This window comes from Rhizobium sp. LjRoot254, from assembly GCF_964254105.1.
In the GTDB taxonomy this organism is placed as follows: Bacteria; Pseudomonadota; Alphaproteobacteria; order Rhizobiales; family Rhizobiaceae; genus Rhizobium_E.
Window position 1 is genome coordinate 4,869,836 of the sequence record NZ_CAXUSM020000001.1, and the last position, 22,806, is coordinate 4,892,641.

23 protein-coding genes and 1 pseudogene are annotated in these 22,806 nt (G+C 62.2%); 4 read left to right on the forward strand and 20 right to left on the reverse strand.

Going from position 1 to position 22,806, the window contains the following annotated elements; translation table 11 throughout:
- Positions 1-10: 10 nt before the first annotated feature.
- The 8 genes and pseudogenes from ACSQ26_RS24045 to ACSQ26_RS24080 form a co-directional block, all read right to left on the reverse strand.
- The gene (locus ACSQ26_RS24045) at positions 11-955 is read right to left on the reverse strand and encodes an ROK family protein (RefSeq protein WP_436013400.1); all 945 of its coding nucleotides are present in this window, start codon (positions 953-955) and stop codon (positions 11-13) included.
- Positions 955-1,677, reverse strand: coding sequence for a ribulose-phosphate 3-epimerase (locus ACSQ26_RS24050; RefSeq protein WP_436013402.1), 723 nt, complete (start codon positions 1,675-1,677; stop codon positions 955-957). Before ACSQ26_RS24050 ends, ACSQ26_RS24045 begins: the two co-directional genes overlap by 1 nt.
- Positions 1,674-2,507 carry an alpha/beta fold hydrolase gene (locus tag ACSQ26_RS24055; protein WP_436013404.1) on the reverse strand — a complete coding sequence of 278 codons (834 nt, stop codon included), beginning with the start codon at positions 2,505-2,507 and terminating at the stop codon, positions 1,674-1,676. Before ACSQ26_RS24055 ends, ACSQ26_RS24050 begins: the two co-directional genes overlap by 4 nt.
- Positions 2,504-3,325, reverse strand: coding sequence for a sugar phosphate isomerase/epimerase family protein (locus tag ACSQ26_RS24060; RefSeq protein WP_436013406.1), 822 nt, complete (start codon positions 3,323-3,325; stop codon positions 2,504-2,506). The genes ACSQ26_RS24055 and ACSQ26_RS24060 overlap by 4 nt, the downstream gene beginning before the upstream one ends.
- Positions 3,325-4,401 (reverse strand): Gfo/Idh/MocA family protein, encoded by a 1,077-nt coding sequence (locus ACSQ26_RS24065; RefSeq protein WP_436013408.1) that lies wholly within the window; start codon positions 4,399-4,401, stop codon positions 3,325-3,327. The genes ACSQ26_RS24060 and ACSQ26_RS24065 overlap by 1 nt, the downstream gene beginning before the upstream one ends.
- A gap of 9 nt (positions 4,402-4,410) precedes the next feature.
- Positions 4,411-4,587, reverse strand: a pseudogene (locus ACSQ26_RS24070) (sugar phosphate isomerase/epimerase); the annotation flags it as partial.
- Positions 4,588-4,633: 46 nt separating this feature from the next.
- Positions 4,634-6,064 (reverse strand): ROK family protein, encoded by a 1,431-nt coding sequence (locus tag ACSQ26_RS24075; RefSeq protein WP_436013410.1) that lies wholly within the window; start codon positions 6,062-6,064, stop codon positions 4,634-4,636.
- Positions 6,065-6,069: 5 nt separating this feature from the next.
- Complete coding sequence (locus ACSQ26_RS24080; RefSeq protein WP_436013412.1) at positions 6,070-6,996, reverse strand: tagatose-bisphosphate aldolase; 927 nt, start codon at positions 6,994-6,996, stop codon at positions 6,070-6,072.
- Between the two features lie 251 nt (positions 6,997-7,247).
- Here ACSQ26_RS24080 and ACSQ26_RS24085 point away from each other — a divergent pair, with 251 nt between their 5' ends.
- The 4 genes from ACSQ26_RS24085 (at position 7,248) to ACSQ26_RS24100 (ending at position 11,213) form a co-directional block, all read left to right on the forward strand.
- Positions 7,248-8,147: a sugar-binding transcriptional regulator gene (locus ACSQ26_RS24085; RefSeq protein WP_436013414.1), complete on the forward strand. Its 900-nt coding sequence runs from the start codon at positions 7,248-7,250 to the stop codon at positions 8,145-8,147.
- 177 nt (positions 8,148-8,324) lie between these two features.
- Positions 8,325-9,311, forward strand: coding sequence for an ABC transporter substrate-binding protein (locus ACSQ26_RS24090; protein ID WP_436013416.1), 987 nt, complete (start codon positions 8,325-8,327; stop codon positions 9,309-9,311).
- A gap of 95 nt (positions 9,312-9,406) precedes the next feature.
- On the forward strand, positions 9,407-10,474 hold the full coding sequence (locus ACSQ26_RS24095; RefSeq protein WP_436013418.1) for an ABC transporter permease subunit: 1,068 nt from the start codon (positions 9,407-9,409) through the stop codon (positions 10,472-10,474).
- Positions 10,467-11,213 (forward strand): ATP-binding cassette domain-containing protein, encoded by a 747-nt coding sequence (locus ACSQ26_RS24100; RefSeq protein ID WP_436013420.1) that lies wholly within the window; start codon positions 10,467-10,469, stop codon positions 11,211-11,213. The genes ACSQ26_RS24095 and ACSQ26_RS24100 overlap by 8 nt, the downstream gene beginning before the upstream one ends.
- A 198-nt stretch (positions 11,214-11,411) precedes the next feature.
- Here the strand turns inward: ACSQ26_RS24100 and ACSQ26_RS24105 are convergent, their stop codons facing one another.
- From ACSQ26_RS24105 to ACSQ26_RS24160, 12 genes are all read right to left on the reverse strand, one after another.
- On the reverse strand, positions 11,412-12,140 hold the full coding sequence (locus tag ACSQ26_RS24105) for an SDR family oxidoreductase (RefSeq protein WP_436013422.1): 729 nt from the start codon (positions 12,138-12,140) through the stop codon (positions 11,412-11,414).
- A 53-nt stretch (positions 12,141-12,193) separates the two neighbouring features.
- Positions 12,194-13,210 (reverse strand): carbohydrate kinase family protein, encoded by a 1,017-nt coding sequence (locus tag ACSQ26_RS24110; RefSeq protein WP_436013424.1) that lies wholly within the window; start codon positions 13,208-13,210, stop codon positions 12,194-12,196.
- Between the two features lie 19 nt (positions 13,211-13,229).
- Positions 13,230-14,213 (reverse strand): hypothetical protein, encoded by a 984-nt coding sequence (locus ACSQ26_RS24115; RefSeq protein ID WP_436013426.1) that lies wholly within the window; start codon positions 14,211-14,213, stop codon positions 13,230-13,232.
- 84 nt (positions 14,214-14,297) lie between these two features.
- On the reverse strand, positions 14,298-15,023 hold the full coding sequence (locus ACSQ26_RS24120) for an SDR family oxidoreductase (protein WP_436013428.1): 726 nt from the start codon (positions 15,021-15,023) through the stop codon (positions 14,298-14,300).
- Between the two features lie 12 nt (positions 15,024-15,035).
- A complete protein-coding gene (locus ACSQ26_RS24125; RefSeq protein ID WP_436013430.1) occupies positions 15,036-15,806 on the reverse strand; it encodes an SDR family NAD(P)-dependent oxidoreductase in 771 nt (256 codons plus the stop codon).
- Positions 15,807-15,831: 25 nt separating this feature from the next.
- Positions 15,832-16,893, reverse strand: a complete 1,062-nt coding sequence (locus tag ACSQ26_RS24130; protein ID WP_436013432.1) for an ABC transporter ATP-binding protein — start codon at positions 16,891-16,893, stop codon at positions 15,832-15,834.
- An 11-nt stretch (positions 16,894-16,904) separates the two neighbouring features.
- A complete protein-coding gene (locus tag ACSQ26_RS24135) occupies positions 16,905-17,948 on the reverse strand; it encodes an NAD(P)-dependent alcohol dehydrogenase (protein WP_436013434.1) in 1,044 nt (347 codons plus the stop codon).
- Between the two features lie 29 nt (positions 17,949-17,977).
- Complete coding sequence (locus ACSQ26_RS24140; protein WP_436013436.1) at positions 17,978-18,217, reverse strand: DUF2160 family membrane protein; 240 nt, start codon at positions 18,215-18,217, stop codon at positions 17,978-17,980.
- A gap of 3 nt (positions 18,218-18,220) precedes the next feature.
- Positions 18,221-19,057 carry a carbohydrate ABC transporter permease gene (locus ACSQ26_RS24145; protein ID WP_436013438.1) on the reverse strand — a complete coding sequence of 279 codons (837 nt, stop codon included), beginning with the start codon at positions 19,055-19,057 and terminating at the stop codon, positions 18,221-18,223.
- Positions 19,057-19,938, reverse strand: coding sequence for a carbohydrate ABC transporter permease (locus tag ACSQ26_RS24150; protein ID WP_436013440.1), 882 nt, complete (start codon positions 19,936-19,938; stop codon positions 19,057-19,059). The genes ACSQ26_RS24145 and ACSQ26_RS24150 overlap by 1 nt, the downstream gene beginning before the upstream one ends.
- Before the next feature lie 112 nt (positions 19,939-20,050).
- On the reverse strand, positions 20,051-21,424 hold the full coding sequence (locus tag ACSQ26_RS24155) for an extracellular solute-binding protein (RefSeq protein WP_436015445.1): 1,374 nt from the start codon (positions 21,422-21,424) through the stop codon (positions 20,051-20,053).
- Between the two features lie 292 nt (positions 21,425-21,716).
- Positions 21,717-22,670, reverse strand: a complete 954-nt coding sequence (locus ACSQ26_RS24160) for a helix-turn-helix domain-containing protein (protein WP_436013442.1) — start codon at positions 22,668-22,670, stop codon at positions 21,717-21,719.
- Between the last annotated feature and the right edge of the window lie 136 nt (positions 22,671-22,806).

Sequence of the window (22,806 nt, forward strand, 5' to 3'; positions counted from 1 at the left end):
GGGAATGCGCCTATGGACGCAGCACCAGGCTTGCCGCCCCGATCAGGCCGGCGTGGCTGCCAAGCTCCGCCGGAACGACCGGCACATCCCGATAGGCGGTCATCGCTCGTTCTCGAATGGTGGCGCGGATCGTGCCTTCGAGCAGGTCGAAGCCGGCGGATATGCCGCCGCCCATCACGATGACGTCGGGCGAATAAAGATGCAGCAGGTTGGTGAAGCCGATACCGAGCCAGCGGCCTTCTTCGGCAATCAGTATGAGTGCGGTTTCGTCACCGCCGCGCGCGGCCTCGATCACATGCCGGCCGGTCACGTCACTATCACGCGACAGCGCACGAAGAGCCGAGCCGTCACCCGACCGGGTTATCGCGGTCGCTTTGGTGCCGAGCGCGCTGCCCGAAGCGACGGCTTCGAAGCAGCCGATGCCGCCGCAGAAGCAACGTTCGCTGTGATCGGTGATGGTCATATGGCCGATCTCGGCAGCCAGTCCGCGCCGTCCGTGAAGGATGCGGCCATTAGCGATCACGCCGCCGCCGATGCCGGTCGATACCGTCACGAAGACCAGCGAGGAAGTGCCCCGGCCCGCGCCATACCGCCATTCGCCGATCGCTGCGGCGTTAGCGTCATTCTCCAGCTTGACGGGCAGATTAAAACGATCCTGCAGGATTTGGCCGAGCGGCACATCGCGCCAGCCGAACAACGTGGGCGGCGCGATGACGATACCGGCGATCGGATCGAGCGGCCCAGCCGCGCCAATGCCGATCCCGACCGGGGTCGCATCGGGAACTTGCTCCCGGACATCTAGTGCCAACGCGACAATCTGTTCGACGACAGCCTGCGGGCCGGCACGGGCCTCGGTCGGCATGGATGCGAAGGCCAGCAATGCGCCCGCCTCATCGACAAGCGCCGCTCGCAGGTCGGTTCCACCGAGATCGAAGGCCAGTGCCACACGCGACATCAGGCAGCCTTCTCCAATCCATGCAGCCAGGCGATGCGGCCGGGCAGGTCCCTGTCACCGAAAGCCAGCGAACCGAGCACGACCGTCTCCGCCCCGGCGGCGCGAAGCAGGGGAACCGTCTGTTCGCGGATGCCGCCATCGGCCGCAAGGATGATTTCGCTTTCACGTCCGGCGCTCTGCATCAGCGACCGTGCTTCCGTGAGGCGGTCGCAGGCGTTTTCCGACAGGCTTTGGCCTTTAACGCCGATGGAGGTGCCGAGCAAAGTGAGGAAGGCCACGTGCTGGAGGAAGGGCTCAGCCGCGGCGACTGGGGTTTCCAGCCGCAGCACCACGCCCGCTTCGGCGCCAAGTTCTCGGGCAAGCTTCACGGCGCGCAATCCGGCCGCGCCCGTTTCGGCATGGACGCTGACGAGATCGGCGCCGGCCTCGATGAACTGGCGAACCTGTTCCTCGACGATTGACTCTTCGACCATGAGATGGACATGGATCGGCTTCGCCGTCAGCGCTGCGATGCGGGCAACAAAATCCGGAAAGAACAGGAAGCCCGGCGTGAAGCGGGCATCGGCCACGTCGATGTGATGCATATCGACATAGGGTTCGATGCGTTCGAGGTCGCGCTGCATGTTGGCGAGATCCGCCGACCACAGCGAGAACTCGCCGAGCAGCCTGTCACGCGGCAGGGCGGCGATAGCGGCCGCACCCGAGAGAGTTTTCGATGTCATGACGCAGCGAGGCTCCGATGGTTGAATTGCGTGGTGAGGAAGCGGTGGATAGCGGTCTGTACGCTGGCGGAATGTGCGGCCGCGTCGGATGCCTTGGCCGGCGCTTCGACGAAGCGGGCTCCAGGGATCGCGTTCGCCAGGTGCTCGGCGGTCGCCATGGGGTGTACGGCGTCTTGTCGGTTGCCGATGACGAGCGTCGGAATATTGAAACGCGCCGCATCATCCTCGGAGACGTCGGTTCCGTCAGCCGCGATGTCGGCCAGCACATCCGCAAAGGCGCTGATGTCGGTGCGATCGAAATAGCCGAGCAGGGAAGCAAGATTGTCTGGTGCTTCCACGCGAAGACGCCTGGCTGTTTCCGATTGTTCGAAGATCGTCCGGGCCTCATGAAGCGGATGGGACTTGATCATTTCCGCCACTTCGCGGATCGACCCCATGTTCTCCGGTGCGGGCTCGAACGCCCAGGCGGGACGGACCAGGATCAGCCCGGCAACCCGTCCCGGGCAGGCCTTGGCGAGATGGAGTGCGATTGCCGCACCCATGGAAATGCCGCCCGCGACGAAGCGATCGATACCCAATTGGTCCGCGACCGCAACGATATCGCCAGCAAACATCGCAATTGAGAACGGTCGCGCAGTGCCAAGCGTGGATGCGCCATGGCCCCGGCATTCGATGGTGATCCGCCGCCAATTTCCGTCGTCGGGAAAAACCTGCGCGACCTGCGCTTGGCTGCCGCCGAGTCCGTGCTGGAAGAAAACCGGCATGCCGCGTCCGTGGTCGTGAACCACGAGTTCCACATCGCTGCGAGCCAGGCGAAAGACGGTGCTCATGTCACGAGCCCCGCAAGAAACGTTGCCACACCGGGCGCCTCGGAAGCTGCAAGGCCGTGCGTGACCAGCGGACCATCGAAGCCAGTCGCACGAAGGCGCAAGATGAAAGCCGGAAAATCCACCACGCCCTCGCCTGATGTGGCAAAGCGTCCGTCTGCGTGGCGATCCTTGGCGTGAGCCATGGCGATATGCCCAGAGGCGGTCTCGATTGCCTTTGCAACGATCGCGGCGGCCTGCTGGCGATCGGCCCGTTCAAAGAGATTGGCGGGATCGAGGACGACGCGCAGGCGCTTCGACCCCATTTCCGAGATCAGCCGCATGGCGTCGGCGGCAGACGTGACGACATTTGCCTGTTCCGGTTCGATGCCGAGATCGACGCCGTGTTGTTCGGCCATTTCAAGCGCACGCGCCATCCCCGCCGCCATATCCGCCCAGGCCGATGGGTCGCTGTTATCGGGATGATGCGCCCATTGATCCTCGGCATTGCGGCTGCCGGTGCAGAGCGTCACTAGGGGAATGTTTAGCGCCGCAGCGGTTTCGATGACGGTTCGAAGCTGCCTCAGGCCCGTGTCGCGCACGATCTTGTCCGGGTGCGCCATATTGTATGTGCCGGAGAGCGCACAGAGCGAAACGCCGGTTGCGATCGACGCCTTGCGGATCGCGGCGACCGTTTCGGGAGGAACTGCGTCGGGCATGGAGGGCAAGCCGACGCAGGCGAGGTTGAATTGCGCGGTGGCAAAGCCGTTGTCGTGGACGGAAGCAAGCACCTCATGCGGATCAGTGCCGGGAAAAGTCTTCGCGAATATGCCGAGTTTCATCAGACCGACCCCGTGACATCGGCCAGCTTCACTCGCTCGCCCGTTTCGACGGAGCGCGCGATGGCGACCATGGCGCGGATGGACGCGATGCCGTCCTCGATAGCGGCACCGCGCATGGGTGCGCCGGTCAGCACGGTATCGGCCAGACCTTCCAGCTGCCGGCGGAAGAAATGGCCGTCGGCGCCGAGCGGTTTGCGGGTCGTGGCGTCCTTCTCGTGGAAGATCTCGACTTCGCTGGCGCGCAGGTACCAAGGATTGAAAGTCTTGGCGAGCACCGAGCCGTTCTCGCCATAGAGCTGGAAACCCTCGTGCCAATCCATGCGGACCGCGACGGTCAGGTCGAGATGGCCGAGCGCGCCATTGGCGAATTCCGTCTCCACGAACCAGCAATAGGCGCCGGCGCGCTCCAGCAGCCGGGCGCGCACAGCGATGATCTCGCCGCAGAGAAAACGGGCGGTATCGACCAGATGCGAGCCATGCGCCAGCATGAAATACTGGCGCAAGTCGGCCTTGGGATTGCCGGCCGGCTTCCGCGCCAACTTGCTGGTGACCGGCAGGGGCTGCACCGCATCCGTATTGGTGTAGCGGTGGGTGGAATCGCAATACCAGGCTTTTAGCGCGAAGATCTCGCCAATGTCGTCGCGGACGAAATCGCGCGCGGCCTCAAGCGCCGGATCGAAACGCTTCATGTGCCCGACCTGCAGTACTTTGCCTGAGCGTCTCACGGCGTCAGCCAGCGCCTCGCCCTCCTCGATCGTTACGCCGGTGGGTTTTTCGCAGAGCACGTGCTTGCCGGCGTCGAGCGCCTTGATCGACATGGGGACGTGGTAGGCGTCCGATGTGGCGATGATCACAGCCTCGAGTTCGGGATCGGCCAGCATCGCATCGTAATCGCTGTACATCCGGCTAGGCTCGTATGTGGCACCCATGCGCGCCAGCAGGTCGGGTGCCGCGTCGCAGATCGCATGAAGATCGGCATTGCGCGCCTTGATGCAGGATTCAAGATGAGCGAATTGTGCGATCGGGCCGCAACCCAGCACGCCGACACGCAGGCGCCGGTCTTCCTTGGCGATCATGATCTCTCCTCAGATGCCATGGCGGCGTATCGTTTCGCGATTGGTCTTGACGGCGCGCGCCGGGTCGGCAGCGGCGGCATCGGATTCCTCCTCCAGCACCAGCCAGCCGTTGAAGCGCGGCGCGGCGGCGGCGATATCGATCACGGCCCGTATGTCACAGATGCCCTTGCCCAGCATTTCCCAGGTATATGTCTGGCAACCGGCTTTGATGCCTGTGCTGGCGTCGGTCATCTCACCCTCCCTTGCCGAGTTCCAAGCGCGCCCAGGCCGCGATCGCATCGTAGGATGCCGGCATAGTCGTATCGGAGCGGTAGAGGGGTGCCAAGCCTGTCGGTTCGGCCCGGCTGGCGAGCTCAATCAGTTCCGGAATATAGGATGCGCCGGGATGGCCGGCGGGGCGCTCATCGAGACGTGCCGCATAGCGTTCAGCCAGCACCTCGCCCGGTGCGTGGCACCAGACCTCGGCGAGGTTGCCGACGCCTGACATGGCGATGTGTTCGCGCAGCAGGTCCATCGGCTGGAAGCCGAACCACGCGTCGATGATAAAGGACGATCCCTCCGGCGCATCGCGCACGATCGACCAGATCGACTGGTAGCTCGCCTTGCCCAGCGTGCGGTTGAATAGCCTGTCGGCGCCGCCGAGATGCTCGAGAAAGGGGTTCTTGATTGTGTCGAGCGACAGGACCGGCCAGCCGGTGCGCGCGGAAATCTCGTGTGCCATGCGGCTTTTTCCCGAGGCCGGGATGCCGTTGACCATCAGCACGGATTTGCCGCCCCTTTGCCTCGCACGGACGCCGCCGAGCGCTGCAAGCGCCGACCCGATCATGCCGGCATCGTCGCACAGGGACGCGGCGCGGACCTCGGTCTTGAACCACGAAGACTGGCCGGGCACGAAATTCAGCGCTTCCCGCGCCTCGACGCCCAGCCCGCCGCCCAGCAGGACAATCTCCGGATCGAGTGTCGCGGAAATCGTATCGATCGCCGCGCGCAAAGGTCTGGCCCAACGCCTGATGACGCCGAGCGCCTTATCGTCGCCGGCCTGGCAAAATGCGAGCAATGCGTCGGCGCGCGTGGCGGCGGGATAGCCCGCTTCTTCCATGTGCCGGCCGAGCGCCGTGCCGGAGGATTCGGTCTCGACGCAGCCGCGCCGGCCGCAGGCGCATGGCCTGCCGTTGAAATCGACGGTGATATGGCCGAGCTGGCCCGCACTGCGGGCGCCACGGACGATCTCGTCATTCTCCATGATCGCGCCGCCGATGCCGGTGCCGATGGTCAGCATCACGATGTTGCGATGACCCTTGGCTGCGCCGACGGCAGCCTCCGCCACCAGCGCCATGCTGCAATCGTTGTCGATGACGACTGATTTGCCGACTGCATCCTCGATCCATTTTGCCGCTTCGACACCTGAGAGATCGAGATATCCACCGGAGAGAACCAGCCTCTGCCGGTAATCGACGCGGCCGGGAATGCCGATGCCGATCGCTGCGACATCCGGCGTATCGACCGCCTTAATCATCTCCACAATCCGCGCCAGCGCCTGTGCCGGATCGGTATCGCTCTTGCCGAGGACTTTCCGCAGTATGCGTCCATCGGTGGAAACGCGGGCGACGCGGATATTGGTGCCGCCGACATCAACCCCGATCGCCGTGTTGCCTCCCGTCATGCGTCTCACCCGGCTTTTTGCAATGCGGCTGTACCTTTACGGAAATGCCGCGCGATGACCGCCTTGATCTCGTCGAGCCGGCCAACGGCTATGGTCGACAGCTTCTTGCGGGACACCTCACGGTCGAGCGAAATGCAGTCCTTCCAGAGCGATCGTCCGGCGATGACGCCCGATGCGCCGTTTTGCATGGCGATCTCAACCTGGCCGAGGAAAGTCTCGTGATCGACGCCGGCGGACAACACCGCCCAGGGGACATTGCCCGCAAGCCTAGTGACTTCGCGGCAGGCCTCCGGCGTTCCCGGATAAGGCAGTTTCAAGACCTTCGCCCCGCATTCCAGCGATGCGCGCGTGCCCTCGACGATCAGCCAAGGCACCTTGCCAGCATAATCTTCTGCGCTTTCTCCCTCCAGCCGATAGGTGAGGAATTCCACCACCAGCAGCAGGTTCTCGCGCGAAAAATCATCGATGCATTGCTTGAGGATCGCAATGTTGTGCGTATTGGCATCCGGCCTGTCCATGCGAAGATAGACCATGATCTTGCCGCCGGTCGCGCCGAGGTCGCGAACCTTGCGGGCATCGACATCCGGCACCAGCTTCGAGAGGCGGTAGCCCTCTGGCGAGGTATCCCAGCCGGATGCATCAAGCCCGATCAACAGCGCGGTTTCCCTTGGCAGAACCCCATCATCGACCAGATGCGGCACGGCGCAGATGGGATCGACCAGAACACAGCCTGCCTTGCTCGCTAGATAGCGCGTGATATCGGCCTTGGTGCAGCCGAGTATATCGTTGCTGATCGCGGCCTGTTTATCGGGATCAGTCTCCAGCAGGGTCCGCATGCCGCCACGCTGGTCGCAGGCGATCACCATCATGGCGCCGTCCGCACCGCAAATCTGCTGGTATCCACGCAATTCAGCCGTCGTCATGCCTGTCATGATATCATCCTCAACCCGCCGCATCAGGCGAAAAGTGTAAAGTTCGAGCATCGTCCCAGAGCGCGCAGGAACGCGTTCCGAGAATCCGTCACTGCACGGATTTTCTCGGGCTACTGCATTCGAATGCAGCACATTGCGGAACTGGCGTTTTTGAGCGATAACTCATCGATCGGCCAATCGTGTAACACGTTTCTGAAAGGAATTGCAAGCTGCCTCCTCAACCCGCCCAGGAAACCCCAACCACGCGCGCAATGCTGCACATGGTCGCCAAGCTTCACTATGAAGCCGACATGGCCCAGGTCGATATTGCCAAGAAGCTGGGCGTTTCCACCGCGACGATTTCGAGGCTGCTGCAAAAGGCGCGTGCCGTGGGCATCGTCCGCATCGAGGTGATCGATCTCGCAACGCCAGAGGAAATCACGACTGCGTTGATCGCCAAGCTCGGCCTCAAGCAGGCGCAGGTGGTCGATGCGCCGGTTTCCGGAGGGTTGGGCGCTCTGGTGAGTGCGGTCGATACGATGCTGAAGGAAACCGGCCTGAAGTCCGGTTCGGTGCTGGGCATCGGCTGGGGCCGGGCAATCCGCGAAGTCGTGGGGGCCGGCCTGCCGCGCATTCCTGGTGTCATTACCGTGCCGATGACCGGCGGGATGCAGCAGGCGGCGGCACATTTCCAGATCAACGAATTCGTCCGCCAAGCCGCCGAACGGATGGGCGGCACGCCGCATTTCCTGCACGCGCCCTATCTTCCATCGCCGGAATTGCGCGATGCCTTCATCAACGATCCGACCGTCAAGGAGGTCCTGACCCAGTGGGACCACATGGATGCGGCGATCGTCGGCGTCGGTCTGCCGCATGCGATAAACCCGCCGGAGGCGAGTGCCGCGACCGCCAACGAGAAGGCGCTCAACCAGGCGGTCGGCGACGTGATCCGTCATTATATCAACCAGGATGGCGAACTGCTTGAATGGGATGGCGAGCAGCGGATGATCGCCGTTTCCCCCGATCAACTCCGGGCCACCCCGCTGGTCATCGGCATTGCCGCGACGCCGGAAAAGGCACGTGGCATCATCGGCGCCGTGCGCTCCGGCATGATCAATGCGCTCGCAACCGACACGACCACTGCGCAGGCCATTCTCGATTTGCTGGACTGACCAGCAGAGTCTTCGTATAAAAAGTTGCGCAAAGCACCAAATTATCTAGAAATATTTTTCTGGAACAAATTTCACTTGACGAACCGCTATAAACGGCAATTATGCACCCAACCGGCCCAGTTGAGGAGCTGACCGGCCACGACCAGATTGAGACGAACAGCCCATAAGGAGGAGACCATGGAGCGCCGTTCATTCTTCAAAGCGACTGCCGGTATGGCGGCTGCGGCAACTGTCGCCGCAACAGGCCGCGCGAATGCGCAAGACAAGAAATTCACCATCGCACTGATCCCGGGCCTGACCACCGACGCTTTCTACATCACCATGCGCAAGGGTGCGGAAGCCGCGGCCAAGGCCGTGGGCGCGGAACTGGTGTTCCAGGGCGCTCCCGATTTCAACCCGGTCACCCAGGTGCCGGTTCTCGATGCCGTCGTGGCGAAACGCCCGGATGCGATCCTAATCGCGCCGACCGACAAGAGCCAGCTCATCCAGCCGCTGAAGAATGCATCCGATGCCGGCATCCCCGTCATCACGGTGGATACGTTCATCGGCAGCGGTGTCTACCAGACCGGCGCGGGCGATGCGGATTTCCCGCTTTCCTATGTTGCGTCCGACAACGTACTCGGCGGCGAGATCGCTGCACGTGCGCTTGCCAAGGCGATCGGCGACAAGGGCAAGGTCTATGTGTCCAATGTGAAGCCCGGCATTTCCACGACCGACCAGCGTGAGGAAGGCTTCAAGAAGGAGATGGCCAACCATCCCGGCATCACCGTTCTGGAAACCCAATTCAACGACAACGACGCCAACAAGGCCGCGTCGCAGTTGCAGGCGGTGTTCGCCCGCAATTCCGATCTCGCCGGCGTTTTCGGCGCCAATCTGTTCTCCGCTCTCGGCGCAGCAAACGGCGTCCAGCAGGCGGGCCAGACCGGCACGGTGCGGGTCGTTGCCTTCGATGCGCCGACCAGCATCGTCGACAACATCAATTCCGGCCTCGTCGACCTTGCGATCGCCCAGCATCCGGCTGAAATCGGTTATTTCGGCTTCATGGTCGCCTATGCGCATCTGACCGGCAACTCGGTTCCGATCTCGATCGGCACCGGCTTCACGGTCATCGACAAGTCGAACGTGACCGATCCAAACGTCGCGAAGTTCATCTACTCGGATTGATCTTCTGGTTTCGCTCGGGCGGCATCTCCAAGCGAGGTGCCGCCTCTGCAATTTGCTAGAGCGGAGTTTACCTTCCGCTGTCGGAAAAACAGTCAATGACAGAACAGAACGCCGTGTCGCATGAGGCGGAAACACATATCGCGCCGCAGGCCGATCACAGTGAAGTCGCCAAGACGATCGTCCAGCGCATCGCCCAATTGCGCGCCTGGCTATTCCTCGCTGCCTTGATCATAATCTTCGAAGTCTGGGCGCGGATTTCCTTCGGCGGCACGTTCGCCTTCTCGTCCTACAATTGGCAGTCGGTCGCCGTTTTCGCGGTGGCGCCGCTGCTGATCGCGATCGGCCAGACCTATGTAATCATCTCGGGTGGCATCGACCTTTCCACGGGCTTCATCATGGGACTGGCCGCCGTCGTTGCGGCGCATATCACCAACATAGCCGGCATTTACCTTCCTCTACCCGTTGCCATGCTGATCGGGATCCTTGTCGCGGTGCTCGCTGCAGGCATTCCCGGCGCGATCAATGGCCTGCTGATCTCCCGCCTCAAGGTGCCGCCCTTCATCGGCACGCTCGGCATGTTCGGCGTGGCGCGCGGCACAGCCTTCCTGCTTGCCGGCGGCACGACCGTCCCGGTGTCCAATTCCTGGTTCGCGATGCTCGGCAATGGCCGCTTCTACGGCATTCCCTATCTCGTCATCGTCACCGCTGTTTTCGTGCTGGTCATGCATTACGTGCTGAGCCAGACGCGTTTCGGCCAGCACAATTATGCGATCGGCGCCAATGTGCAGGCGGCCCGCCGCGCCGGCATCGACATCAAGAAGCATATATTGAAGCTCTATATCCTGTCGGCGATGTGCGCCGGCCTCGGCGGCGCGCTCTATGCCGCGCGCTTCACCGCCGGCGCGGCGCAGGCGGGCGAGCCGCTACTGCTCGATAGCGTCGCGGCCGTCGTCATCGGTGGCGCCAGCCTGTTCGGCGGTTCGGGCTCTATCCTCGGCACGGTCGCCGGCGCGCTGGTCATCGCCGTCATTCAATACGGGCTTGTGTTTCTCGACGTCGAACCGTTCTGGCAATTTATCGCCGTCGGTATCGTGATCATCATCTCCGTGCTGATCGACCAGGCGCAGCGCAAGTTCAGTGGTGGAGCAAAGCAGGATGAATAGTCAGACACCACTGCTCGAAGTCCGCAATCTCTCGCGCTATTTCGGCGCGGTGCGGGCGCTCGAAGACTGCTCCATGGTGGTCCGCCCCGGTGAAGTGGTGGCGCTCGCTGGCGACAACGGTGCCGGCAAGACCACGATGATCAAGGCGATCTCGGGCGTCTATCCGCCGACCTCGGGCGAAATCCTGATCGAGGGCAAGCCGGTCACCTTCCGCTCGCCACAGGAAGCCCGCGAGTTGGGCATCGAGACGATCTACCAGGATCTGGCGCTCGCCGACAACCTGACGATCGGCGGCAATATCTTCCTCGGCCGCGAGCCGATGCGCAAGATGTTCGGCTTCCTGCCGGTGCTCGATCGCAAGGCGATGGCCGAGGCGGCCGCCCAGACCATGGCGAAACTCGATTTCCACGTGAAACGCCTCGACGCGCCGGTCAGCAATTTCTCCGGAGGGCAGCGCCAGGCCGTCGCCATCGGCCGGGCCGTCTACTGGAACGCCAAGATCCTGATCATGGACGAACCGACCGCGGCGCTCGGTGTGCCCGAGCAGCGCAAGGTCATTTCCCTGATCAAGTCGCTGAAGGCGCAGGGGCGCGGCGTGCTTTTCATTTCGCATAACCTGCAGGATATTTTCGCGGTTTCCGACCGCATCGTCGTGCTGCGGCGGGGCATCGTCGCCGGAGAACGCAATATCGGCGAGACCACGCATGACGAGGTGGTCAGGCTGATGATTGGCGGGTAGGCTGACTGACTGCCGTTGAAGCGCGGCCACAAACTCCCTCTTCTCCCCTTGGGGAGAAGTGCCGAGCACAGCGAGGCGATGAGGGGTTCCCATTGTTCGATGCGCTTCGCGCAACCCCTCATCCGACGCTGCGCGCCACCTTCTCCCCAAGGGGAGAAGCGGGAGCAATTGGCTTGCTCCCTGGCTATCGATTCCTTCTCAAAGATCGAAGTTCGTCGGCAGCACGACGACGTCGCGGATCGTGACATTGCGTGGCCGCGTGAGCATGAAGATGATGGCATCGGCCACTTCGACCGGTTCGATCAGGCTGCCCGATTCCTTTGCCTTCCTGAGATTCTCCTCAGGCCAGTCGGCGAGCAGAGCGCTGATCACCGGGCCGGGTGACACCGAGCCCACCCGAATGCCCTTCCGGTTTACCTGGCGCCGCACGGTCTGGACGAAGCAGGTCATCGCCCATTTCGATGCCGAATAGACCGGCTCCCACGGAACCGGAAAATGTCCGGCGACCGAACTGGTGACGACGATGTCGCCCGATCCGCGCGCGATCATGTGCGGCAGGACGTCATGAACATTCTTCATCACCACATTGATGTTGAGATTGAGCATCCGGTCGATCACGGCAGTCTCGGCCTCGATCAGGTCGCCGCCGATATAGGTGCCGGCATTGGCGTGGAAAATATCCAGCTGTCCGGTCAGTTTCTCGATCGACGGCATCAGGGTCGCGCAGCTTGCGGGATCGAGAAGATCGATCACCAGCGGGATAGCGGCATCGCCGAGTTCCGCGCAGATCTTGTCGAGCGCCTTCTCATCGCGATCAACGAGCACCACGCGAGCGCCTTCGGCAATCATCGCCCGCGTGCTCGCCAGGCCAATGCCCGAGGCGGCGCCTGTAATCGCCGCTACCTTGCCTTCCAAATGCTTGACCATGTCCGTCTCCTTCTATTTCGGATGAAATGTTGAAATCCTGTCGTGGCGTGCCCTTAGCGGTTGCCCCACCGGCGTGCGATGTCGAGGCATTCTCGCCAGCCGACCACCCCGTCAGTGGTCCCGGCGGTCCTCAGCGAGCAGGCAGCTGCCGCATGACCGAGGCCGAGGCATTCCTCGATCGGCCAGTTCTCATGCAGGCCGTACATGAAGCCCGCCGCGAAGGCATCGCCCGCACCGTTGGGGCCGACGATTGCCTCGGGCGGCACCCTGACGGAGGGCACGAAGACGCTGGCGCCGTCGCGGCTAACCGTGATCGCCCCATCGGGAAAATGGATGGTGACGAGGCGCATCGCGCCTTGCTGCAAAATGGCGGCGGATGCGGCGGTGCAGGCTTCAACATCGGTCTTGCCATCCCGGACGGTGATCGCCTCGGCCAGCGCCCCGATCTCGCTATCGTTGACGATCAGCGTGTCGAGATGTGGCAGGCATGGCAGGATGAGGCCGCGCAGCCGTTCGGGCGTGACGGTGCAGAGTTCCAGATTGGTTTCCAGCCCCACCCGACGCGCCGCCTTGAGCACCGTCACCCAGCCATTCTCGTCACCCTGCCATGGCGCATCCATCTTGGGATGAATGCCGGGGAGGCCGAGATGCATAAACCGGGCAGTCGTGCTGGAAAAATCGAAATGATCGGGGCAAAGAAGCGCCGATACGCCAAGGTCGGAGATATGGGTGCGAAGACCGCTCGCCTGCGAGATGAAAGCTTCGGTCGAGTGCGTCGGCGCCTGATCGCTGACATGGATCTGCCGCCGTTCGAGCCCGGCCGCGTCGGCTGCAGCAAGCAGCTTCCGACCGGCGTCATCGTTACCGATAAGGCCAATGGTCTCGACAGGAATGGATGGATCGAGCCGCTTGATATCGACCGCGAGATTGCAGGCCGGGCCGCCGCCGCGCTCCTCCAGCCCCCAGGCGATGCCGACGCTATCCTCCCTCGGCCAGGCATCGATCTTGCGGTTGCGGTCCAGGCACCAGGTACCGCCGGCGATGAACCCGCACCTTGTGTTTCCGGCCATGTTCTCCTCCCTCGCCGGATTAAGACTTCAGCACTTTCTCGGTGATTTCCATATCCGTCTCCAGCGCCCGCAGCGGCTTCTGCCCGGCGGCCTGCAGCGCGCCATGATAGGCCTTGACCGCCTCCTGCGGTGCGAGGTCGCCATCGGCCACGGCGCGCATGTATTTCACCATCGCGAGCGGATCCTCGGCGAGGTTGATCTTGCGGCCGAACAGCGCCACGCGGGCACCGTATTTTTCAGCCTGGTGGATGAGTTCGAACGTATCGCGTGCCGTGCCTGCGCCGCCACCGAGGACCCCGACGATCAGGCTGGGGTCGTAGGATGCCAGCTCGTCCAGCGCCTTCGGGCCGTTGAACGGGATCTTCAGGAATTGCGGCCGCTGGGCGCGCGTCAACCCGGCGAGCGCACGGCAAATGCAGTCGTTGACATAGTGCGGCACGAGTTCGGGCGCGATGCCGGTATCGACGTTCGGGTTGAACACTTCGAGGAAATACTTGAAGCCGTTGTCATCGGCATCCTCGACGAAATCGAGGAAAGCGAGCAGCGAATCGTAGTCGGCGTCGATGTCGTTGTTGAAGGTGATCGAATAGAGCCCGAGATCAGTATGGCGCCGGTTCACCGACAGCGAGGCGGTGCGATAGGGCCGCGACGGATGCTTCGAATAAGTCGCGCCGCGTCCCACCCAGATATCCGTCGTATCATTGGCGCGGATCGCGGGTTTCACACTACTGGCCGCGTAGGCGCCGCTTTCCACCAGCAGTTCGAGGTTCGACGCCGAGGTCAGCATGATATCGACGACATCCTGCGCGATCACGGCCTTGACCTGCCCAAGGAATTCCGCCCGCGTGCGGTAGCGCGTGAACGAGCAATCCTTTTCGAGCTTGGGGCCGCAGGATGGAATGCTCGGCCCCATGTCGCCATCCTTGGCGTCGGCTATGATGAAATCCGTGCGCTTGTAATTGCCGGCCCTGATCCGGGCGATCTTTGCGTCAAAGCGTGTCATGCAGGAATCCTTCGAATATAAGTTGGCGGCTTCAAGTGCCGTCGGAATTGGCGCAGGGCCATACGGGGTCTCGTCGGCCGAGCTTTAGTTCACCATGAAACCGCCATCGACGGGCATGGCCAGTCCGTGCAGCATCGATGCTTCGTCCGACAACAGGAACAGGATCACCTCGGCGACCTCGTCGGGCTCCGCGAAGCGTCCAAGTGGTATGCGCGACAGCATCCCGGACGACTTTGCCGGATCGCTCCACGCCTTGAGGGCCATGGGTGTCAACGTCACGGTCGGATTGACGCAGTTGACGCGGATGCCCTGCCGGCCGAGTTCGTTGGCCATCACGCGGCTCATCGCATCGAGCGCCCCCTTGGACGCGCAATAGGCGGCATGGTCGGCAAAGCCGATGAAAGAGGAAACGCTCGAAACGTTGACGATCGCGCCCTTCCTGCCGCTCGCGATGCGCTCGCGGGCATATTCCTGCGACACGATCATCGGTGCCCGCGCATTGACGGCAAGCAGGAGATCGAAATTCTCCACCTTGAGGTCGAGGAAGGATTCGAGTTCGGTCGTTCCCGCGCAGTTGATCAGGTAGTCGGCAGGCAGCGCCCGAATTGCTGCGGCGCGCGTTGCCTCGGGATCGGCGAGATCGACCGCGATCGGGATGCAGCCGATCTCGCTTCTGAGGTCTTCGAGATCGGCTGCCGATCGCGACAGCGCCGTTACCCTGGCGCCGCGTCGTGCAAGCATCAGCGCGGTCGCGCGTCCGATGCCTTTGCCCGCGCCCGTCAGCACCACGTGTTTGTCCGTAAAATCCATGAATGATCCTCCCTACCAGATGGTGAAGCCGCCATCGGCCTTCACCGTCGCGCCGGTGAGCAAGCTCGACGCATCGCAGCTCAGAAAATGCACCACCGAGGCGATCTCGTGCGGCTGGCCCATGCGGCCCATGGGCGTGTCGCGAATCCAGACATCCATCATCGACCTGTCGACGATGTTCCTGGTCATCTCTGTTTCGATATAGGTCGGCGCCACCGCATTGACGCGGACGCCACGATCGGCCCATTCGGCGGCGAGCGAGGCGGTCAGGTGATGCACCGCCGCCTTGGAAGCGTTGTAATAGGTCTGGAATTGCGGGCGGTTGGCGATATAGCCGGACATCGAACCGATATTGACGATCGCGCCGCGCCCGGCCTTCAGCATGTATTTTCCAAAGGCGCGATTGCACCAGAAGACGCCGTTGTAGTTCACGTCGTTGACATTGAGCCACAATTCATCCGGCGTATCCTCCGCCCGGGCGCCGGTGCGGGCGATCCCGGCATTGGCGACCAGCACATCGATGCGGCCGTGCCTGGCGAAGATATCCGCCGCTGCCTTGTCCACCGCCGCCGAATCCGTGACATCCAGAACATATTTGTCCGCTTGCACGCCCTTGGTCGCCAGCGCTTGCCGGCCCGACTCCGCCACGGCGTCATCGCGGTCGATGATGACGATGCGCGCGCCCGCCTCCGCGAGCGCTTCGGCGCAGGAAAGGCCGATGCCGCGCCCGCCGCCGGTGATCACTGCGACCTGGCCATCCATCCTGAATTTCTCGAAAAACATCTGCTGCTCCGTTTCTATGCCGGGATCAAAGGCGCCGGCCGCTCCTGGCGTCGAACAGGTGCACGCGCGCGGGGTCAATCTTCAGCGAAATGGCTTCGCCCGGGCGGGCGGTGATCCGGTCGCGGACGGCCGCCATGATCGGGTCCGTGCCGAAATGGGCGAAGATCTGCGTTTCAGAACCGGTCGGTTCCAGAACCGAAATCGTGGCCGGCAAGCCATCGGTGCGGACATCGACATGCTCGGGGCGGATGCCGTAGACGACCGGCTCGGCGTGGTTCGCCGTGCCTTCGGGTACGGGCAGCACAGTTCCCTTGTCGCTGACGAAGGACAGCCGGCCGGCCTCGTTCACCAGCTTGCCGGTGACGAAATTCATCGATGGTGACCCGATGAAGCCGGCAACGAAGACATTGGCCGGGCGATCGTAGAGGTCGAGCGGTGCGCCGATCTGCTCGACCCTGCCATCGCGCATCACGACGATCTTGTCGGCCATGGTCATGGCCTCGATCTGGTCGTGAGTGACGTAGATGGTGGTGGTCTTCAGCCGCTGGTGCAGCTCCTTGATCTCGACGCGCATGGTCACGCGCAGCTTGGCATCGAGGTTGGAGAGCGGTTCGTCGAACAGGAAGACCTGCGGATCGCGCACGATGGCACGGCCCATCGCAACACGCTGGCGCTGGCCGCCGGAGAGCTGCTTGGGATAGCGGTCGAGGAGCTTGCCGAGATCGAGGATTTCGGCCGCCTTGCGGACCTTGGCCTCGATCTCGCTCCTCGGGGCGCCCTTGAGCTTCAGCGGAAAGCCCATATTGTCGGCGACCGTCTTGTGCGGATAGAGCGCGTAGTTCTGGAAGACCATGGCGATGTCGCGGTCCTTCGGCAGGACGTCGTTGACCACCCTGCCGCCGATATCGACGGTGCCGCCGGAGATCGTCTCGAGCCCTGCGATCATCCTCAGCAGCGTGGACTTGCCGCATCCGGACGGGCCGACCAGCACGACGAATTCGCCATCGGCGATATCGATGCCGACGCCGTGGATGACCTGCATCGCGCCGTATTTCTTGATGACGTCCTTGACGGTGACGTGGGCCATTTCTCTTCCTTTTACTGCGGCAGCGCGATCTGCATCTTGACTTCGCCCTTGGGGGCGGACGCGGCGATCTCGAAGGCGCGAACGCTTTCGTCGAAATCGAACGTGCGGGTAATAAGCGGCTTCACGTCGATCGCGCCCGAGGACAGCATCGCGACACAGCGCGGAAAGACATGGGCATAGCGGAAGACATGTTCCACGCGCGCCTCCCGCACCATGGCCTTGCCGACGTCGTAGTTGATCGTGTGGACCTGCGAGCCGATGAAGACCACACGGCCGCCGGGCGCCAGTGGATCGAACACGCCTTCGGCGCCCTTGGCATGGCCCGAACATTCGAACACGATCTCGACGCCCCAGCCATCGGTGGCAGCCAGGATTTCCTTGGCGAGATCCTGTCTCGAGACATTGATGGGCGTGATTGGCCCAAGCTTCGCCGCCAGTTCCAGTTTCACGTCGTCGATGTCGCTGACGAAGACCCGGGCGCAGCCGGCGGCCAGCGCCGAAAGCGCCGTCACAAGGCCGATCGGGCCGGCACCGATCACCAGAGCGATATCGCCCGGCTTGACCTGCGCCTTGGTGGCAGCGTGCACACCGACCGCCAGCGGTTCAACCATCGCGGCTTCGGCGAAGGACACGTTGTCGGGCAGCTTGAAGGTGAAATCTGCGGGGTGGACGACGGTTGGCCTGAGCACGCCATGGATCGGCGGCGTCGCCCAGAAACGAACCGCTGGATCGACATTATACATTCCAAGCCGCGTGGCGCGGCTGTTTGGGTCGGGGATGCCCGGCTCCATACAGACCCGGTCGCCAATCCTCAGCGAGGTCACCTCGGCGCCGGTCTCGATGACGATCCCGGATGCCTCGTGTCCGAGGATCATCGGCGCCTTGACCTGGAAGACGCCGGTGCCGCCATGGGTATAATAGTGGACGTCGGAACCGCAGATGCCCACTGTGTGCAGCTTTATGCGCACGTCGCGTGGTCCCAGACGCTCTTCCCGCTCGATCGGGAAATCCCGGAGCGACAGCTTCATTTTCTCTTCCAACACCAGCGATTTCATTGTCTTTGTCCTGTTTTCCCTAGAAGTCGTCAGCCGCGCCAAACGATCAGCACGCCGAGTGCGATAGCCAGCACATGGCAGACCGTCAGCGGGATCGCCTGTTCGAGGAACCGCATCCAGAAAAGCTCGAGCGCGACGAACAGGTAGATGCCGACGAAGACGCGGTCGAACCAGTTGGTGACGATCGGCAGGAAGCCGGTCTGTGCGGGCTTCACTGGCGCGGCCTCCAGTTCCGGATCGGGGTTTTCGCCTTCGATTGGCTGCTGCATGGCTTACTCCTTGACCGCGCCGAAGGTGAGGCCGGCGACGATATGGCGCTGGACGACGGAGAAGATGATCAGCGCCGGGATCAGCGTGATGACCGCGATCGAGGCCATCGCGCCCCATTCGGTGCCCGTCGTCGTCACATATTCGGATAGGCCCGTCGTGATGGTACGCGCGTTGAAACTGGTGAGTGTTGCCGCCAGCAGGAACTCGTTCCAGGCAAAGACCCAGGTCAGGATCAGCGTCACGGCAAGACCCGGGCGGGCAAGCGGAAAGATCACCTCGGAAATGACCTGCCAGGTCGTGGCGCCATCGACTGTCGCGGCTTCATCCAATTCCTTCGGGATGCCGTCGATCGTCGGCCGCAGCGTCCAGATCGCGAAGGGCAGGTTGAAGGTGCAGTAGAGCAGGATCATGCCGATCTTGGTGTCATAGAGCTTCCAGTCACCGAAGGTGAAGACCTGGGTGAAAAGCAGGAAGAACGGCAGCAGGAACACCGCCGCCGGCGCCATGCGGTTGGTGATCGTCCAGAAGAAGATATTCTCCTTGCCGGGGAGATCGTAGCGCGAAAGCGCGTAGCAGGCGAGGAACGCCAGCGTGGTCACCAGCAGCGCATTGCCGCTCGATATGATCATCGAATTCAGCATATAGCCGCGCAGCGTCTCGTTGCCGATCACGTTGACGTAGTTCTTCCAGTAGATCACATCGAGGAACAGGCTCGGCGTGGTGAAGAGATCGACCGCCGGCTTCACCGAGATGACGAAGAGCCAATAGATCGGGAACAGCGTCAGCAGGCTGAGAAACAGCCAAAACACCAGGTAGATCAACGGATTGCGGCTCTGCATCAGAATGTCCTCTTCCGTTCGCGCCGCGCCACGAGCGAGACGTAAAGTATCCAGCACATGACCAGCGTGAGATAGAGCACGATCACCGAGATTGCCGCGCCGTAGCCGTAGTCGGTCTTGGGAAAGACAATCTTCCAGATGTGCAGGCCGACATAGCGGGTGGCGGCACCCGGCCCGCCCGAGGTCAGCATCCAGACTTCATCGACGGTGCGCAGCGCATCCATGAGGCGGATGAACACGGTCGCCAGAATAGCGGGGCGGATCATCGGCAGCGTGATGTGCCAGAAGATCTGCCAGCGGTTGGCGCCGTCGATCTGCGCTTGCTCAAAAGGTTCCTTGGGCAGCGCGAGCAGTGCCGCAAGCAGCGTCAACGTCACCAGCGGCGTCCAGTGCCAGATATCCATGATGACGGTCAGCGCGAAGGCGGTGGTGGGATCGCGGCCGATATTGAGATCGTAGCCGAACCAGCTCTTCAGGAGATAGGGGATGATGCCGATGCTGGGCGTCGTCATCAGGCGCCAGACAGAGCCGACGACGATGGGCGCGACGATCAGCGGCAATGTGTGGATCGTGCGGAAAAAGCCGCGGCCGGGAAATTCCTTCATGAACAGCTGCGCGAGCAGGTAGCCCAACGCGACCTCGCTTGCCACCGCGAAGAAGGCGAATTTCATGGTGTACCAGATGGACGTCAGAAACTCGCCGTCGAAGACGAGACGGCGGAAATTGTTGGCGCCGTTATAAATCATGTCGGGGCTGGCGCCGAACGGGTTCCATTGGTGGAACGCGACATAGAGCACGTAGATGAAGGGTATGATGCCGAAGATGCCGAGGATCGCGATCGTCGGAGCGAGCATCAGCCAACCGACTGTGTTTGAACGCATGAATTCGTGCTCCCCAGGATATTTACGCAGGCTCGATGCCTGTCTTGAGAGGACACTGCGCCCGGGTGGCGGTCTTGGGAGATGCCACCCGGACGCAGGCTCTTAACCGGTTTTACTTGCGGTAGCCGAGGTTCGTCAGTTCCGCTTCGGCGGCGGCCGCCATCTGGTCGAGGCCTTCGTCCGGACCAACTTCGCCCAGAAGGATCCTGTAGAAGATCGGAGCTGTCGCTTCACGCACCTGGGCATGGAACGGGAAGGGCGGCGCACCGGCGAACAGCTTTCCCTGGTCCTTGAGCATGGTGTAGTAGCCGTTCAGCTTCTTATCCATCTCGATGACCTTGGGGTCGTCGTAGGTCGCCGTGTTGGTGATGCGGGGAGCGGCAACCGCCCAGTCGGCCTGCACCGAATCCTGGCCGATGAACTGCAGGAAGAGCAGCGTCGCTTCCTTGTTCTTGGAGGTCACCGGCAGGCCGAAGGCGCCGCCGTCATAGTAGCCGAGATAGCCATTGCCGGCTTCGACTTCCTTTAGGACATCGGGTTCCGTCGGCGGCAGAGCGACGCCGACATTGCCGACAACCTTGGATTTTTCGGCATCGGATGCGATCCAGGCGGCGTTTTCACCATAGACCAGACCCTGTGCGACGCGGCCGGCAGCGAAAGTCGTGCCGACTTCCGTCCATGTCGAGGCAGCCGATTCAGGCGGAGCGATATCGCGCAGATGCAGCCAGTATTTCATGGCGGCTTTCGCCTTGTCGCTGTTCATCTGGCCGCCATTCTCGACGGATGCGGCATAGTTCTTCGATGGGTCGATGCCCCAGTTGTAGACGCCGTATGTCGGCGCGATCGACTCGAAGAATTCATACCAGGACGCTGGATGACCGGTATGCGCCTGGGCTGTCGTGCCCCAGAGCTCCATGCCATTGTCCTTGCCATATTTGGTGAAGAATTCCGCGATCTGGGTATATTCCTGATGCGTCTTGGCAGGCACGAGATCCTTGCCGGTTTCCTTCTTGAAGGCTTCCTTGATCTTCGGATCGTTGAAGAGGTCCGTGCGATAGAGATAGACCTTGATGAAGGCTTCCATGGGGATGCCGAAAATGTCGCCATCGGCATTCTTGAAGTAGTTGGCGAAGGTCGTGAAATGCGACTCATCGAAATCCGGCGCCTTCAGCGACGGGTCGTCCTTGAGCGATTTCGTGATATCGACGAGGAAGTTGCGCGCCAGATAGGCGTAGATGATGTCCTGCTCGATATAGACCATGTCATAGAGGCCGGTCTTGGCTTCCATGTCCTTGATCGCCTTGTCGTACATCTGGTCCCAGGAGGTCGTTTCGATCTCGACCTTGATGCCGGTCTTCTTTTCGAATTCCGGTGCCAGGACGTCCTTGATGTAATTCGACGGCGGCGTGCTTTCGGTCACGCCGTGCAGCACGACGCCCTTGTACTTCGCACCGGCATCGGACCAGAAGTCGGCCCGTGCGGGCATCACGCTTGCCAGCAGGCTGATCGCAAGCGCGGCAATTCCAATTCCACTTTTCCTGATCATGATTCCTCCTCCTTGGTGTCTGCGCATCCTGCGGCCGGCGGCCTGCAGGCAAGGTCTCGCACCCGGTACAAGCCGGGTCCTCCCATGACCTGACGCACGGCTCCTCCCGGCGTTCAGGCATCCTTCGCTTTCCGGATCGTCACCGGATTTATCGTCCGAAGTTCGTTCCCATGAGCGTTCCAAAAGCTTAGAGCGGGGTTTGACCCGATGCCACGCGTGCTTTGCAGGCGATCTATACTTTTTCGCCGACGACCAAGCCGGCCGAAAATGCGCGGATTTCCCGGAACGGATCGGGCCGTGCGTCGGTGCCGATCTTGTGCGCATTGCGCCGGTAATCCGAGGGTGTTCGCCCGCAGATCTTGAAGAACTGCCGGTTGAAATTAGCGATATTGTTGAAGCCGACTTCGAAGCAGATATCGGTGATCGGCCGGTAGGTCTGGGTCAGCAGCGAGCAGGCGGCATAGACGCGCGCCAGGATGACATAACGCGCGAAGGTATGACCTGTCTGGCGCTTGAAGAACCGCGAGAAAGCCTGGGGTTCCAGGCCGCAGCGCTTCGCCACGGACGCGAAGTCGATGTCCTCGCTATAGTTCTCCAGCACGTAGCGCATGGCGACGTCGAGCTCCGGCGGCAGTTCCACCCGCGCGGAAGTCGGCGCGAGGCGCGAAAGCTTGCGCCGCTCTTTGGGATTTTGCGCCAGCGTGATCATCAATTGCAGGAAAAGCACCACACGCTCCGCACCATGCGCGGCACCGATCTGGGCGAGCAACCGCTGCCCCGCGAGCGCCGTGGCGCCAGTGAATTCCACCCCGAAGACCGCGTCCTCGAAAAGCGGTCTTATGGTTCCGAGTTCCGGGCAAAAGGCGGTGACGCGATCGGCCCATTCGGGGCTGAACTGGATCAGCATGTCGCGATTGCGGATGAGCTTGCCCGGCTCGATGTCGCTGACCCAATTGTGCGGCACGTTGGGGCCGGTCAGCACAAGGCAGCCCGGCGCGAACTCGCCGATATGATCGCCGACCATCATCACGCCGGATGTCGCGCGCGTCAGGTGCAGTTCGTATTCCGGATGATAGTGCCACTTGGCGCCGAAATATGGATAGTCGTGCATGTTCCAGCGGAAGGATTCCGCAGGCGGACAAATGATCATTTCGAAGTCCGGAACGATCTTCAGATCGGCCTTCATTGAATGACTCCTCTTCCCCAGTGAGGCGGTAGCCGCCTCGCTCATTCTGATCCGCAGTCTCCCAAGTCGTCTCCTGGGGCTCCTCTTCCCCGCGACATCAATGCATAAGAATTTTCAAATTTCAAATCGGCGGTCG